The 14,495-nt window shown below is 66.2% G+C and carries 13 protein-coding genes; 6 read left to right on the top strand and 7 right to left on the bottom strand.

Features of this window, described 5'->3' with window-relative positions; translation table 11 throughout:
* Positions 1-49 precede the first annotated feature (49 nt).
* Both ACFWB0_RS25070 and ACFWB0_RS25065 read right to left on the bottom strand, forming a co-directional pair.
* Positions 50-466 carry a cytochrome c oxidase subunit 4 gene (locus ACFWB0_RS25070; RefSeq protein WP_378493104.1) on the bottom strand — a complete coding sequence of 139 codons (417 nt, stop codon included), beginning with the start codon at positions 464-466 and terminating at the stop codon, positions 50-52.
* A gap of 30 nt (positions 467-496) precedes the next feature.
* The gene (locus ACFWB0_RS25065; RefSeq protein ID WP_378493103.1) at positions 497-1,552 is read right to left on the bottom strand and encodes a cytochrome c oxidase subunit II; all 1,056 of its coding nucleotides are present in this window, start codon (positions 1,550-1,552) and stop codon (positions 497-499) included.
* 311 nt (positions 1,553-1,863) lie between these two features.
* Here ACFWB0_RS25065 and asnB point away from each other — a divergent pair, with 311 nt between their 5' ends.
* Positions 1,864-3,789, top strand: a complete 1,926-nt coding sequence (gene asnB / locus ACFWB0_RS25060; RefSeq protein WP_378493102.1) for an asparagine synthase (glutamine-hydrolyzing) — start codon at positions 1,864-1,866, stop codon at positions 3,787-3,789.
* Between the two features lie 87 nt (positions 3,790-3,876).
* Here asnB and ACFWB0_RS25055 read toward each other — a convergent pair whose 3' ends face one another.
* Both ACFWB0_RS25055 and ACFWB0_RS25050 read right to left on the bottom strand, forming a co-directional pair.
* Positions 3,877-4,845, bottom strand: a complete 969-nt coding sequence (locus ACFWB0_RS25055; protein WP_378493101.1) for a carbohydrate kinase family protein — start codon at positions 4,843-4,845, stop codon at positions 3,877-3,879.
* A gap of 145 nt (positions 4,846-4,990) precedes the next feature.
* On the bottom strand, positions 4,991-5,341 hold the full coding sequence (locus ACFWB0_RS25050) for a HesB/IscA family protein (protein ID WP_378493100.1): 351 nt from the start codon (positions 5,339-5,341) through the stop codon (positions 4,991-4,993).
* A 155-nt stretch (positions 5,342-5,496) separates the two neighbouring features.
* On the opposite strand from ACFWB0_RS25050, the gene ACFWB0_RS25045 reads away from it, so the two are divergent.
* Positions 5,497-6,174, top strand: a complete 678-nt coding sequence (locus ACFWB0_RS25045) for a DUF3043 domain-containing protein (RefSeq protein WP_378493099.1) — start codon at positions 5,497-5,499, stop codon at positions 6,172-6,174.
* A gap of 18 nt (positions 6,175-6,192) precedes the next feature.
* Here the strand turns inward: ACFWB0_RS25045 and ACFWB0_RS25040 are convergent, their stop codons facing one another.
* Complete coding sequence (locus ACFWB0_RS25040) at positions 6,193-6,426, bottom strand: hypothetical protein (RefSeq protein WP_378493098.1); 234 nt, start codon at positions 6,424-6,426, stop codon at positions 6,193-6,195.
* Between the two features lie 193 nt (positions 6,427-6,619).
* Here ACFWB0_RS25040 and cobT point away from each other — a divergent pair, with 193 nt between their 5' ends.
* Both cobT and ACFWB0_RS25030 read left to right on the top strand, forming a co-directional pair.
* Positions 6,620-7,690, top strand: coding sequence for a nicotinate-nucleotide--dimethylbenzimidazole phosphoribosyltransferase (gene cobT / locus ACFWB0_RS25035; RefSeq protein WP_378493105.1), 1,071 nt, complete (start codon positions 6,620-6,622; stop codon positions 7,688-7,690).
* Positions 7,690-8,451, top strand: a complete 762-nt coding sequence (locus tag ACFWB0_RS25030; RefSeq protein ID WP_378493097.1) for an adenosylcobinamide-GDP ribazoletransferase — start codon at positions 7,690-7,692, stop codon at positions 8,449-8,451. Before cobT ends, ACFWB0_RS25030 begins: the two co-directional genes overlap by 1 nt.
* Positions 8,452-8,512: 61 nt before the next feature.
* Here the strand turns inward: ACFWB0_RS25030 and ACFWB0_RS25025 are convergent, their stop codons facing one another.
* Positions 8,513-9,619, bottom strand: coding sequence for a branched-chain amino acid aminotransferase (locus ACFWB0_RS25025; RefSeq protein WP_378493096.1), 1,107 nt, complete (start codon positions 9,617-9,619; stop codon positions 8,513-8,515).
* 32 nt (positions 9,620-9,651) lie between these two features.
* Positions 9,652-10,752 (bottom strand): glycine cleavage system aminomethyltransferase GcvT, encoded by a 1,101-nt coding sequence (gene gcvT, locus ACFWB0_RS25020; protein ID WP_378493095.1) that lies wholly within the window; start codon positions 10,750-10,752, stop codon positions 9,652-9,654.
* 129 nt (positions 10,753-10,881) lie between these two features.
* On the opposite strand from gcvT, the gene ACFWB0_RS25015 reads away from it, so the two are divergent.
* Complete coding sequence (locus ACFWB0_RS25015; RefSeq protein WP_378493094.1) at positions 10,882-12,393, top strand: leucyl aminopeptidase; 1,512 nt, start codon at positions 10,882-10,884, stop codon at positions 12,391-12,393.
* 304 nt (positions 12,394-12,697) lie between these two features.
* The gene (gene sucB, locus ACFWB0_RS25010; protein ID WP_378493093.1) at positions 12,698-14,425 is read left to right on the top strand and encodes a 2-oxoglutarate dehydrogenase, E2 component, dihydrolipoamide succinyltransferase; all 1,728 of its coding nucleotides are present in this window, start codon (positions 12,698-12,700) and stop codon (positions 14,423-14,425) included.
* Positions 14,426-14,495: the final 70 nt, after the last annotated feature.

The raw sequence follows: 14,495 nt of genomic DNA, 5'->3' as shown, positions 1-14,495 counted from the left end.
CCGCACCCGTGTGGGTGCAGCGCCCGCCGTCGTGAGCTTCAGAGAGCGATCAGTGCTTCTCCGGACCGAGGTGGTACTCGAACACCAGTCCCGCAGCTGCAGAGATGACCAGCACGGTTGCGATCACGATCATCCAGCCCTGGAAGAAGGCCAGTGAGATGGCGGCGAACGCAGCGGCGCCTGCCAGCAGGATCGGCCAGTAGCTACCGGCACTGAAGAAGCCCAGGTCGCCTGCACCATCGCTGATCTCTGCGTCCTCGAAGTCCTCGGGTCGCGTATCGAGACGTCGAGCGACGAACCGGAAATAGGTTCCGATGATGAGCGTCAGCCCAGCAGACAATGCGAGCGCGGTGAGACCTGCCCACTCGATGCCCTTGTCCGACAGCCCCGTGAAGACGCCGTAGACGATGGCGACGAGTACGAAGAACACCGTGACGAGTTCGAAGATCTTGGCTTCGAGGTTCATATCAGCACTTGTCCTTGTCGATGAGAGGTGTCACTCGCCCGCAGCGACGCTCGCCGAGCGGTCTGTGCGGTCGGTCTTGAACGGGTGGGTCGTGATCGCGAGCGGATCCTCACCGATCGCTTCGAGTGCCTGGGCGTTGGTCAGACCCTCGCCACCGTCCTCGACGGGCTTACGCAGTTCGATGTACTCCGTGAACTTCTCCGGAGACACAGCGCGTACCTCGAAGTTCATCATCGCGTGGTAGGTACCGCACATCTCGGCACAGCGACCGACGAATGCACCTTCTCGCTCGATCTCGGAGATCTGGAACACCGGATCGGAGTTGTTGTTCAGCGGGTTCGGGTTCACGTCGCGCTTGAACAGGAACTCGGGGACCCAGAACGCGTGGATGACATCCGACGATGCGAGATTGAATTCGATCCGATTACCGGTCGGCAGCACCAGGACGGGAATCTCCTCGGTTGTACCGACGGTCTCGATCTTGTCGTAGTTCAGGTACGACAGATCCGACACCCCAGCACCGTGGATGGGTCCCGGTTCTGCATGCTCGCCGGCGGTCGCCGGGTCGAACGGCTCGGATGCCGTGGCATCCTCTGCTTCCTGATCGACACCGTCGTAGACGTTGCCACCCATGTCGACAGTGCGGTAGCCGAACTTCCAGTTCCATTGGAACCCGGTGACGTCGACGACGACGTTCGGGTTGTCTTCCTTCACCAGCACGTAGTTCTGGACCACGACCGTGAAGTAGAAAAGTACACAGACCGCCACGAAGGGCGCTGCGGTGTAGAGCAGTTCGAGCGGGACGTTGTACGCCGTCTGCCGAGGGAACTCTGGAGAGTTCTTCTTCTTACGATGGAAGAGAATCGTCCAGAACATCAGGCCCCACATGAGGACGCCCATGGCGAGGGCGGCGACAACCGACCACGTCCACAACTCGCGCATACGCTCGGCCTGGGGAGTAATACCCTCCGGCCAGCCGAAACGAAGAACTTCTTCGCTCGAGCACCCCGTCAACACCAAGGCTGCAATGCCGAGTGATGCTGAGAGCCCGAACCGCCGAAGGATCCGACCTTGCGCCACGTTCACGCCTTCCTGATCGCCGCAATTTCGTTAGGGCACACCCGAAGGGCTGACCCAATTACTACGCAGCGTAGACCAAAGGCGACCACTATCCATCCTCGGGGCACGAAGATCGTGTCGCGTCGGATGGCTCGGCCGGATGCAGTCGTCGATGACGACGTGTTTTGCGCGATGCCGATGAAGAACTCGATCGGCGATCTGCGGCATACTCCACAGTGACCAACGTCGGATCCCGGCTCGGAGTTCCCGCATCCATGCGCGCTGCGAACGTGAAGGGGACCGACTCACCCCCGATTGGAATCGAGGTACCGAACTCCGTGTGCGGACTGCTCGGGTTTCTGACCAACGAAGGCACCAGCGACGACGCCGTCTCGCGCGTCGGCAACGCACTGCATTGCCTGCGCCACCGCGGACCGGACGAACACGGTACCTGGCACGACGCCGACCTCGTCCTCGGCTTCAACCGTCTGTCGATCATCGATATCGCCCATTCGCATCAACCGTTGCGTTGGGGACCGCCGGAACAGCCCGACCGGTACGCGCTGACGTTCAACGGTGAGGTCTACAACTACCTCGAACTGCGCAAGGAACTGGCCGACGAGCACGGCGCCGAGTTCGCAACCGAGGGCGACAGCGAAACGATCGTCGCGGCGTTCCACTACTGGGGTGCCGACGCAGTGCGCCGGTTGCGGGGCATGTTCGGGTTCGCGATCTGGGACACGGAGACACGCGAACTGTTCCTCGCCCGCGACCCGTTCGGCATCAAGCCGCTGTTCCTCGCAACGGGCTCGTCCGGTACCGCGTTCGGCAGCGAGAAGAAGAGCCTGCTCGAACTCGCCGACGTGATCGGCATCGACACCGAACTCGACGAGCGTGCGATCGAGCACTACACGGTGCTGCAGTACGTGCCGGAGCCCGAGACTCTGCACCGCAGCATCACGCGCCTCGAGTCCGGCTCCTATGCCCGTGTCCGACCGGGTTCCGCGCCGGAGACGACGCGCTACTTCACCCCGACCTTCCCGGTGCGCCCATTCGCGGCGGGACGCGAGAAGGATCGCTACCGCGAGATCGCCGAGGCGCTCGAGGACTCGGTCGCCAAGCACATGCGCGCCGACGTGACTGTCGGTTCGTTCCTGTCCGGTGGGATCGACTCGACTGCGATTGCTGCCCTTGCCAAGCGACACAACCCGAACCTGATCACCTTCACCGCGGGATTCGAGCGCGAGGGCTACTCGGAGGTGGACGTCGCGGCGGAATCCGCGGAGGCAATCGGGGCACGGCACATCGTGCGGGTCGTCTCCCCCGCCGAGTTCGCCGCGGCGATCCCCGAGATCGTCTGGTATCTGGACGACCCCGTCGCGGACCCCGCCCTGGTGCCGTTGTGGTTCATCGCGCGGGAAGCCCGCAAGCACGTGAAGGTGGTGCTCTCGGGCGAGGGCGCCGACGAGCTGTTCGGCGGCTACACCATCTACCGCGAGCCGCTGTCCCTGAAGCCGTTCGAGTATCTGCCGTCGCCGTTGCGTCGCGCCGTGGGGAAGCTGTCCGACCGCATCCCCGAGGGCACCCGCGGAAAGAGTCTGCTCAACCGTGGTTCGATGCCCCTCGAAGAGCGGTACTACGGCAACGCGCGTAGTTTCAACGACGCCCAGCTGCGCTCGGTGCTGCGTGAGTTCCGTCCGGAATGGACGCACCAGGACGTGACTGCTCCGATCTACGCCCAGTCCACCGGATGGGACCCGGTCGCGCGGATGCAGCACCTGGATCTGTTCACATGGCTGCGCGGCGACATCCTCGTCAAGGCCGACAAGGTGACGATGGCGAACTCGCTGGAACTGCGGGTTCCGTTCCTCGACTCCGAGGTCTTCCGGGTGGCCTCACAGGTGCCGTTGGATCAGAAGATCACCAAACAGACGACGAAGTACGCGCTGCGGCAGGCACTCGAAGGCATCGTCCCACCGCACGTGCTGCACCGGGCGAAGCTCGGCTTCCCGGTTCCGATGCGCCACTGGCTTGCAGGCACGGAGCTGTTCGACTGGGCTCACGAGGTGATCAGCGAGTCCCAGACCGATCACATCCTGAACAAGGCCGCGATCACGAAGATGCTGCACGCTCATCGCGAAGGCCCCATCGATCACAGCCGCCGACTGTGGACGCTGCTGGTCTTCATGATCTGGCACGGAATCTTCGTGGAGAAGCGCATCGTGCCGCAGATCCAGGAACCGACCTATCCGGTCGAGCTCTAGGTCGAGGACGTTCCGGACGACGATGGCGTCCCTCCTCGCGGAGGGACGCCATCGTGTTCTCATCGGTTCATTCGAGGAGACACTCCGTCAGAGGATCGCGGCGATCTCGTCGGCCGCTGCGGAGCCGTACGCATCGGCGAGTCTCTTCAGCGCGTCGGCCCGGTCGAAGACCCATTCCTGGGTACCGGTGGTTTCGAGGACGTGGACGGCGACGAGCGACCCGAGCTGTGCCGCGCGCTCGACACCGAGTCCGGCGCGGTGGCCGAGGAGGAAGCCTGCACGGAACGCGTCACCGACACCGGTGGGGTCGACCTTGGCGCGCTCGGGCACCACGCCGACCTGGATCCAGTTGTCGTCGGCATCGACGATCCGGGCCCCGTCACCGCCGAGGGTGGTGACGCGCATTCCGACCTTGGCGCGGATCTCGTCGTCCGTCAGCCCGGTCTTCTGCTTGAGCAGGCCCCACTCGTATTCGTTCGTGAACAGGTACTCGGCGCCGTCGATGAGCGCCTCTGCCTGCCGGCCGTCGAGCCGTGCGAGCTGCTGCGACGGGTCGGCGACGAACGGAATGCCGAGCCGGCGGCACTCCTCGGTGTGGCGGATCATCGCGTCGGGGTCGTTTGCACCGATCAGGACGAGATCGACACCGTGCTTCTCGACGACATCGGCGAGGGAGATCTCGCGGGCTTCGGACATCGCACCCGGGTAGAACGAGGCGATCTGCGCCATGTCCTCGTCGGTGGTGCACACGAATCGGGCCGTGTGTGCCGTCGTCGAGGTGTGGACGGCATCACAGTTGACGCCGTGCTGCTCGAGCCAGCCACGGTACTCGGCGAAATCGGCGCCGACGGCTCCCACCAGCACCGGCGCACCACCGAGGACACCCATGGCGAAGGCAATGTTGCCGCCCACGCCACCGCGCCGGACGACGAGGTCGTCGACGAGGAAGCTCAGCGAGATGTGCGCGAGCTGATCTGCGAGCAACTGCTCCGCGAATCGTCCGGGGAAGCGCATGAGGTGGTCGGTGGCGATGGAGCCGGTTACGGCGATGGTCACGTGGAGAGGCCTTTCCGCGGAAACAAGTTTCGGGGCGACGACAATCGATACGGCGCATCGATCGACGGCCGCAGCGGTCCCACGGTACCCGGCAGATACGTCAGGGCCCCGGCACGGTTACGTACCGGGGCCCTGACGGGCGAACTCAGTTGAACGAATCGCCGCACGCGCAGGAGCCGGTGGCCTGCGGGTTGTCGATCGTGAAGCCCTGCTTCTCGATCGTGTCGACGAAGTCGATGGACGCACCCTCGACGTAGGGAGCACTCATCCGATCGACGGCGAGGCTGACGCCCTGGAAGTCGACGGTGAGGTCGCCGTCGAGGGATCGGTCGTCGAAGAACAACTGGTAACGGAGGCCGGCGCAACCACCGGGCTGCACAGCGATGCGCAGCGCGAGATCGTCGCGACCCTCCTGGTCGAGAAGCGCCTTCGCCTTCGCGGAGGCAGCCTCGGTCATGATGACGCCGTGGGTGGCGGTCTCTTGCTGGACAGTCATGGGCGCTCCCTGTCGTTCGAATTCAACCCGGATGAGTCAACGGTACCGCGCGGGAATCTATTCCTCATGCATGAGTTGCTCACATTCATCGCATGTCGGGTCCACTCCGGTGGGCGGTTTTCCGGTTCTCCCCGGTATCCATATAGCCTTGAAGAGTGAAGTTGCTACGCCGCGGTGGTTCCGACGACTCCGACAAGCCGGCAATGTCCGTGCCCGAGGCTCTCGCCGAGGAAGGCACGGCGCAGGCTGCGTCCCCCTCGAAGGTCACCGAGGGGAAGGGACGCCCGACACCCAAACGACGCGATGCCGAGGGCAGGCGTCGTGGCCCGGTGGCGCCGGCTCCGCTCACCGCCAAGGAGGCGCGTGCGCGTCGGAAGGCCGCACGTAAGTCCAAATCGAAGGACGAGCGCAAGGCCGACTCCGCGCAGCGGCGTGCCGATGCGTCCGAGCGACGCAACCGCATGCTTGCCGGCGAGGAGAAGTTCCTCCTCCCCCGCGACCGTGGTCCTGTGCGCGCCTACGTGCGCGACATCGTCGACAGCCGACGCAATCTCGTCGGCCTGTTCATGCCTCTTGCCCTGGTGCTCATCATGACGATGTTCCTCGGACCGGTCATCCAGCAGTACGTCACCCTCGCGATGTTCGTGATGATGCTGCTGATGGTGATCGAAGGTATCTACCTCGGTCGGATGGTCAACAAGAAGGTTCGAGCACGGTTCCCGGATTCCACCGACGGCGGTTTCGGCCTCGGCTGGTATGCGTTCGTGCGCGCATCGCAGATCCGCAAGTTGCGGGCGCCGCTTCCCCGGGTCAAACCGGGCGACGCTATCTGACCGGCTTCACCCGGAATCTCAGTTGTGCGGTGCGCCGCACGGCTGCAACACGACAGGCAACGATTCGGCCGCGGTCTCGGCGTCATCCGACGCGCACGTCCGCGGCCGTGTCGCATCCGCCGGGCGGAAGTAGTTGTACCGCAGTGGCGCTCGACGCACCCCGCGGGGAGCCATGAAGTTCACCCGACGAACGATTTCGAGGCCGACGGCGAATACCGCCAGGACGACCGCAACAAGGACGAGTTCCGACATGGGTCCGATTCTTCGCACCGGAACCGTCCACTGACAGTGGCAGAAAAGACAGATTGCCTCGATTTTCTGCCACTCTCTCGGTTGATAGCGTCTAGCCGGTGAAGACCCACGCGAGAGGTGCCCTGTGAGCAGCGATCCCACGCCCGTTCCGGACAGAACAGCAGTACCGGACAAGACCGCAGATCCTGCCGACATCGACTTTCCTGCCATCGACGCCCCGAATCGGGAGGTCTACCTGCTGGCAGAAGCACGGCAACGAGATCTCACCAAGCCGGCAGGGTCGCTGGGGCGGCTCGAGGAGTTCGGCTGTTGGGCGTCGTCGTGCCAGGGCGAGGTCCCGCCCCACCCGTTCCGGCAGCCGCGAGTGGTCGTGTTCGCGGGCGACCACGGTGTCGCACGCACCGGTGTTTCGGCGTATCCGCCTGAGGTGACGGCGCAGATGGTCGCGAATCTGGTCGCAGGCGGCGCCGCAGTGAACGTGCTGGCAGCCAATTGCGGGGCACAAGTCCGCGTGGTGGACATGGCAGTGGACTGCGACACCGAACCCGAGGTGTCCGCCTACAAGATCCGCCGGTCGAGCGGCTGCATCGACCGCGAGGACGCACTGACCCACGAGGAGACCCTGCGCGCGATCGCCGCGGGCCGTGCGATCGCCGACCGCGAGGTCGACGAGGGTGCGGATCTCCTCATCGCCGGCGACATGGGCATCGGCAACACCACCCCGGCAACCGTTCTGATCGCCACCCTGACCTCGACCGAACCGGTCGCGGCGGTGGGGCGCGGCACCGGTATCGACGACGCCGGGTGGATGCGCAAGGTGTCGGCCATCCGCGATGCGATGCGGCGAGCACGCCCGTTCGTGAAGAATCCGGTCGCGCTGCTGCGGACCGCCGGTGGCGCTGATCTCGCTGCGATGGCCGGGTATCTCGCACAGGCGGCGGTGCGGCGCACACCCGTGGTGCTCGACGGGGTGGTCGTCACCGCAGCGGCGATGCTCGCAGAAGAACTCGCGCCCGGTGCGCGCCGCTGGTGGGTTGCGGGACACCGATCGTCGGAACCCGCACACAGCGTCGCCCTCCGCCATCTCAGGCTCGAACCGATCGTCGAGTTCGACATGCGACTCGGCGAAGGGTCGGGTGCTGTCACCGCGGTGCCCATCCTTCAGGGTGCTGTCTCCATCCTCGCGAACATGGCAACATTCGCCGAGGCCGGCGTGACGACCCGTGACGCAGCCGACTCCCCCGCCGGCCCCTCCGACGCCTGATGCGGCGCGTGCAGGGCGGCGTCGCGTTGGCGCTGTCGTGGCTGACGGTCGTACCCGTGCGCGGTCCACAGGAGATCGATCGCACCGTGGCGGGTCATGCGATCAGCGCCGCGCCGCTCGCCGGGCTCGTCCTCGGAGGCGCGGCGACGGCAGTCGCGTGGGCGGGCTCCGCTGCCGTGGCGAACGCCGCGATCATCGGATTCGTGTGTGTCGGCTTCCTTGCCCTCGCGACACGGGGCATGCACATCGACGGCCTGGCCGACACCGCGGACGGTCTCGGCTGCTACGGCCCACCCGAGCGTGCCCGGGAGGTGATGAAATCCGGGGGCGTCGGCCCGTTCGGGGTGGCCGCATTGATCGTCGTGCTCGGCTTGCAGGCCGTGTCGTTCGGTGCACTCGCCGACACCGGTTCGTGGGCGGCGCTCGGGTTTGCAGTCGCGTTCGGCCGGGTGGCGGTCGTGCCGGCGTGCAGGCGAGGACTCCCCGCCGTCGAGGGCAGCGGATTCGGAACACTCGTCGCAGGTTCGCAGGGACCCGTGACGATCGGCGTGTGGAGCCTCGTCGCGATGGGCGCCGCCGCCGTGTGCGTGCCAGGTCCCCTGTGGCTCGGCCCGGTCGCGGTGGTCGTGGCGCTGGCGCTGTCGTGGTGGTTCGTGAAGCACTGCGTCACCCGGTTCGGTGGCCTGGGCGGGGACGTACTCGGTGCGACGGCCGAAGGCTGTGTGACCCTGCTCGCCGTCGTTGCCGCCTGCGCCGTCTGACGTTCGGAATGGGAGTGGGCGTGCCCGTCATCGACGGACACGCCCACTTCTCATGCCTGACTCATGCGCGCAGCGTCGTCATCCACCCGTGCGTGTCAGCGAACGTGCCACGCTGAATTCCGGTCAGCGTGTCGCGCAGCGCCATCGTGATCGGTCCGGGCTCTCCACCGGCGATAGTGAACTCACCGTCGCGGTCCTTGACGCTCCCGACGGGCGTGATCACCGCAGCCGTGCCGCACGCGAACACCTCGGTGATCTCGCCGGAGGCCGCCTTCTCACGCCATTCGTCGGTGCTGATGCGCTGCTCTTCGACCGACAGACCCGAATCGATCGCGAGCGTGAGCAGTGACTCGCGGGTGATGCCGGGCAGCAGCGAACCCGACAACTCGGGGGTGACCAGGCGCGCGTCGGGACCCGCCCCGTACACGAAGTACAGGTTCATGCCGCCCATCTCTTCGACGTACTTCCGCTCGATGGCGTCGAGCCACACGACCTGATCGCATCCCTGCTCTGCGGCATGCGCCTGCGCGACCAGCGAGGCCGCGTAGTTGCCCGCGAACTTGGCAGCACCCGTACCGCCCGGTGCGGCACGCACGTATTCGCGCGAAAGCCACACGCTGACCGGCTTGACCCCGCGCGGGAAATACGCGCCTGCAGGCGAGGCGATGAGCAGGTACTTGTACTCGGCTGCAGGGCGAACACCGAGAGCCGGCTCGGTCGCGAACATGTACGGACGCAGGTAGAGCGATGATTCACCGCCTGCCTCGGGGACCCACTCGTGATCGACGTCGAGCAGTTCGGTGATCGACCTGGCGAACAGTTCCTCGGGCAGATGTGGCATCGCGATGCGGTCGGCAGACCGGTTGAACCTGGCCGCATTGGAATCCAGGCGGAACGACGCGATGCTGTCGTCGCTCTGCCGGTACGCCTTGAGCCCTTCGAAGATCGCCTGGCCGTAGTGCAACACCATCGCGGCGGGATCCAGCGAGATGGGCGCGTAGGGCTCGACCTTCGCGTCGTGCCAGCCGATGCCCTCGGTGTAGGTGATCGTCACCATGTGATCGGTGAAGTACCGGCCGAAGCCGGGATCGGCAAGGATTTCCCGGCGCCGCTCCGCGGAAATCGGTGAGGGATGCGGGACGCGAGCGAATTCGAGGACACCTGTCATGAATGACAATGGTAACCAACCGCCCCCGCCGCCTACTTGGTGTGGTCCTCGACGAACGGCGGAGAGACCACCTCGGCGCGAAGCGAGCGGCCGCGCACATCGACGCTCACCTCGTCGCCGGCCGTGAGCCCGGCATCGGTGTCGAGCAGAGCGAGTGCGATGCCGACCTTGAGCGTCGGAGAGAAGGTGCCCGAGGTGGTTTCCCCCACCGAAGCACCATCCTTCAGGACCGTCTGGCCCTGGCGCAGCACACCGCGGTCGAGGGCCCGGAGACCCCACAGGCGACGTTTCGGACCCACCTCCTTCTCTTCGACCAGGGCTTCCCGACCCCAGAACTCCGGCTTCTTCCAACCGACTGCCCAGCCGGTACGAGCCTGCAACGGTGAGATCGCGAGCGAGAGCTCGTGCCCGTGCAAGGGGTAACCCATCTCGGTGCGCAAGGTGTCGCGGGCGCCGAGACCGGCAACCTGTCCCCCTGCAGCACGCACTGCGGCCTCCAACGCACGGAACAGTGCCTCTGCGCCGTCCCAGCTCGGCAGGACCTCGAACCCTCGCTCGCCGGTGTACCCGCTGCGGCACACGCGCACGGGTGTCCCGTTCCATTCCGCGTCGACGAACCCCATGTAGGAGATCTCCGTCGGCAATCCCAGTTCCGTCAGGATGTCGGCCGACTTCGGTCCCTGCACCGCCAGCACCGCATACCCGCGATGCTGATCCGTGACGGTCACCCCGGCTGGGGCCTTCGCGACGAGTTCTGCGACGACCGCTGCGGTGTTCGCGGCGTTCGGCACGAGGAAGAGTTCGTCGTCTGCGACGTAGTAGACGATGAGATCGTCGATGACACCGCCGGATTCGGTGCAACACAGCGTGTACTGCGCCTTACCCGGCCCGATCTTCGCCAGATCGTTGGTCAGAGCCGAGTTCACGAACTCTGCGGCGCCCGGACCCGCGACCAGCGCCTTGCCGAGGTGGCTGACGTCGAACAGGCCCACGGTCTCACGGACAGCAGCGTGCTCGGCGACCGTGCCTGCGTAGGACACCGGCATCTCCCAGCCGCCGAACGGCGCAAAGGTCGCGCCGAGTTCGACGTGAACGGCATGGATCGGGCCCCGCTGCAATTCCTGGTCGCTCATGTGACAGAAGGTTAGTCGACCCGCTGCGGAACAAGGCCGGGTCCGGCCACACCGACGGCATCTCCGCGCGGTCACTAGCATCGTTCTGGACCCCCTGTCCGCCACCTTCGTCTGCCTAGGAGTTGCCCAGTGAGTGCACCGACCCCGGAGTTGCCCGAACTCGTTCTCGCCGGCTCGGTATCCAAGCGAGCCGACGTACTCGTCGTCGGACTGACGTCATCCGACGGAACCCCAGAGGTTCTGCTCGGTGACGGCGTGATCGACGAGGACGTGCTCGGGAGCATTCTCGACGCGGTGCAGGCCGTCGGAGCCACCGGCCGCGCCGAGGAGATCACACGCGTCCCCGCTCCCGCCGAACTCCCCGTCTCGAGTGTCATGGCCGTCGGACTGGGCGCCGCCGACAGCATCGACGCCGAGCAGGTGCGCCGCGCGGCCGGAGCCGCCTCCCGAGCATTGGCCGGTGTGTCCACCGTCGCGACGACCTTGTCTGCCGTCGACCTCGGCGCCGCTGCGGAAGGCTTTGCGCTCGGCGCGTACAGCTACACCGAGTTCCGCTCCGAGAAGTCGGCTCCGGGCGCAGACAAGAAGCCGCCGTCCCGGATCGAACTGCTCGTCGCCTCCACACGTGACCGCGCCGCGAAGGCCGAACTCGCCCGATCGACGGCGATCGCTGAAGCGGTCGCGACCGCCCGCGAGTTCGTCAACACCCCGCCCAGCCACCTGTACCCGGCGTCGTTCGCCGAGCGCGCGAAGGCGTTGGGCGAGGCAGCTGGACTGAAGGTCGAGGTGCTCGACGAGAAGGCTCTCGAAAAGCAGGGTTTCGGCGGCATCGTGGGTGTCGGCAAGGGATCATCGCGGCCCCCGCGGCTCGTGCGCCTGTCGTACGCCTCGAAGAAGCGCAAGGCCCCGAAGATCGCGCTCGTCGGCAAGGGTGTCACGTTCGACACGGGTGGCATCTCCATCAAACCTGCCGCAGGCATGGAAGCGATGACCTCCGACATGGCGGGCGCCGCTGCCGTGGTCGCCACAGTGGTGCTCGCCGCGAAGCTCGGCGTTGCCGCCGATGTCACGGCCACGGTTCCGATGGCCGAGAACATGCCGTCGTCGACGGCACAGCGCCCCGGCGATGTCCTGACCCAGTACGGCGGAACCACCGTCGAGGTGATCAACACCGACGCAGAGGGCCGGCTGATTCTCGCCGACGCAATCGTGCGCGCCTGTGAGGACGAGCCCGACTACCTGATCGACACCGCGACGCTGACCGGCGCGCAGATGGTCGCGCTCGGCACCCGCACACCCGGCGTGATGGGCACCGAGGAGTTCCGCGACCGGGTCGCCGGCCTGTCGCAGGAGGTCGGCGAGAACGGCTGGGCGATGCCGCTGCCGACGTACATGCGCTCGGACCTCGACTCGCGGGTCGCCGACCTCGCGAACGTCAGCCCGAACCGATGGGGCGGCATGCTCACCGCAGGTCTTTTCCTGAAGGAATTCGTCGCCGAAGGTGTGCAGTGGGTACACATCGACGTCGCCGGTCCGGCATTCAACACCGGTGGCCCCTTCGGCTACGTCGGCAAGGGCGGCACCGGTGTTCCGGTACGCACGATGCTCGCTGTGATCGAGGACGTCGCAGAACACGGATGACGCGAATTGCCCATTGTTGCCGCGGCGCGGCCGTTCCATTCGAGACGAGCGGGACGGCCGCGTGGGGCCGGACACACTGCGAAAGTGGTGTGAGCAGTTCTGCCCCTCGTCGAACATGAGATGGCGACGAGTGCAAGGATGGTTCCGGGCGTGCCTCCTCCGGTATCGGCCCGCGAGAACACCTGAACCAACCGCACGAGTCCCCGGCCTCGAGCACAATGGGAACGCGACCACACAATGGTCGACACCCACGAGTCGGTACAACTCAACACACCCGAACACAACCGTCGAGGAGTCAACAGACATGGCCTTCTCCGTCCAGATGCCAGCGCTTGGTGAGAGCGTCACCGAGGGAACTGTCACGCGATGGCTCAAGCAGGAAGGGGACACGGTCGAAGTCGATGAGCCGCTGCTCGAAGTCTCCACGGACAAGGTCGACACCGAGATCCCGTCCCCTGCTGCCGGCGTGCTGATCAAGATCGTCGCTCAGGAAGACGACACCGTCGACATCGGCGGCGAGCTCGCGCAGATCGGTGAGGCAGGCGAGTCCGCAGGTAGCGCACCTGCTCCGGCAGCCGAGGCGCCCGAGGCCGAAGCCGAGCCCGAAGCCGAGCCCGAGCCCGAGGCCGCGTCGGCCCCCGCAGCAGCACCCGCCCCGACGAGCAACGGTGCGGGCACCCCCGTCACCATGCCCGAACTGGGCGAGTCCGTCACCGAAGGCACCGTCACCCGCTGGCTCAAGGCCGTCGGCGACGAGGTCGCCGTCGACGAACCGCTCCTCGAGGTCTCCACCGACAAGGTCGACACCGAGATCCCGTCCCCCGTCGCCGGAATCCTCACCGAGATCTCCGCACAGGAAGACGACACCGTCGAGGTCGGCGGCCAGCTCGCCGTCATCGGCACCGAAGCCCCCGCAGAGCAGCCGGCAGAACCCGCCGCACCGGCACCGGCAGCCGAGAAGCCCACTGCTGCGCCTGCCGAGGAAGCAGCACCTGCACCCGCAGCCACGCCGGCACCGACGTCTGCACCTGCTGCTCCGGCGCCGAAGACCGAGCAGGCCGCTGCACCGTCCGGCGATGCGACGCCGTACGTCACTCCGCTCGTGCGCAAGCTTGCTTCGCAACACGACGTCGACCTGTCGACGGTCAAGGGCACCGGTGTCGGTGGCCGTATCCGTAAGCAGGACGTGGTCGCAGCCGCCGAAGCGAAGAAGGCCCCTGCAGCCGCCCCCGCCGCCGCAGCAGCAGCGACACCCGCGACAGCAGCGCCGTCCGGCGTTGCTCCGGGCGTGCGTCCCGAGCTGGCGAATCTGCGTGGAACCACGCAGAAGGCCAACCGCATCCGTCAGATCACCGCGACGAAGACTCGCGAGTCGCTGCAGAACACTGCGCAGCTCACGCAGACCTTCGAGGTCGACGTCACCAGGATCGCCCAGTTGCGTAGCCAGGCGAAGAAGTCGTTCGCCGAGCGTGAGGGCGTCAACCTGACGTATCTGCCGTTCTTCGCAAAGGCCGTTGTCGAGGCACTCAAGGTGCATCCGAACATCAACGCGTCGTACGACGAGGCCAACAAGCAGATCACTTACCACGCGGCCGAGCACCTCGGAATCGCCGTGGACACCGAGCAGGGGCTGCTCTCCCCGGTGATCCACAATGCCGGAGACCTGTCGCTGGGTGGTCTTGCACGCGCGATCGCGGATATCGCCGAGCGCTCGCGCAATGGTGGCCTCAAGCCCGACGAGCTCTCCGGCGGCACCTTCACGATCACGAACATCGGTAGCCAGGGCGCCCTGTTCGACACCCCGATCCTGGTTCCGCCGCAGGCCGGCATGCTCGGGACGGGTGCAATCGTCAAGCGTCCCGTTGTCGTCCAGGACGAGACCGGCAACGAGTCGATCGGTGTGCGGTCGATGTGCTACCTGCCGCTCACCTACGATCACCGACTCGTCGACGGTGCCGACGCCGGACGATTCCTCAAGACGATCAAGCATCGTCTCGAGGAAGGCGCGTTCGACGCCGATCTCGGTCTGTGAACCGCGTAGCGCAGCTGTAACCACAGAACCCGTGTGAGTGGAGGCGGGGGTGTCGTCGATCCGACGACAC

Origin of the sequence: Rhodococcus sp. NPDC060086 (assembly GCF_042730275.1) — a bacterium.
GTDB lineage: Bacteria > Actinomycetota > Actinomycetes > Mycobacteriales > Mycobacteriaceae > Rhodococcus.
The sequence above is the reverse complement of the archived record's forward strand: the minus strand, read 5'-3'. Positions and strand labels throughout refer to the sequence as shown.

Excerpts from the sequence above, each read along its gene's own strand:
- ACFWB0_RS25070 (WP_378493104.1), bottom strand. The coding sequence starts at position 466 with ATGAACCTCGAAGCCAAGATCTTCGAACTCGTCACGGTGTTCTTCGTA.
- ACFWB0_RS25050 (WP_378493100.1), bottom strand. The coding sequence starts at position 5,341 with ATGACTGTCCAGCAAGAGACCGCCACCCACGGCGTCATCATGACCGAG.
- ACFWB0_RS25040 (WP_378493098.1), bottom strand. The coding sequence starts at position 6,426 with ATGTCGGAACTCGTCCTTGTTGCGGTCGTCCTGGCGGTATTCGCCGTC.
- ACFWB0_RS25030 (WP_378493097.1), top strand. The coding sequence starts at position 7,690 with ATGCGGCGCGTGCAGGGCGGCGTCGCGTTGGCGCTGTCGTGGCTGACG.
- ACFWB0_RS25025 (WP_378493096.1), bottom strand. The coding sequence starts at position 9,619 with ATGACAGGTGTCCTCGAATTCGCTCGCGTCCCGCATCCCTCACCGATT.
- gcvT (WP_378493095.1), bottom strand. The coding sequence starts at position 10,752 with ATGAGCGACCAGGAATTGCAGCGGGGCCCGATCCATGCCGTTCACGTC.
- sucB (WP_378493093.1), top strand. The coding sequence starts at position 12,698 with ATGGCCTTCTCCGTCCAGATGCCAGCGCTTGGTGAGAGCGTCACCGAG.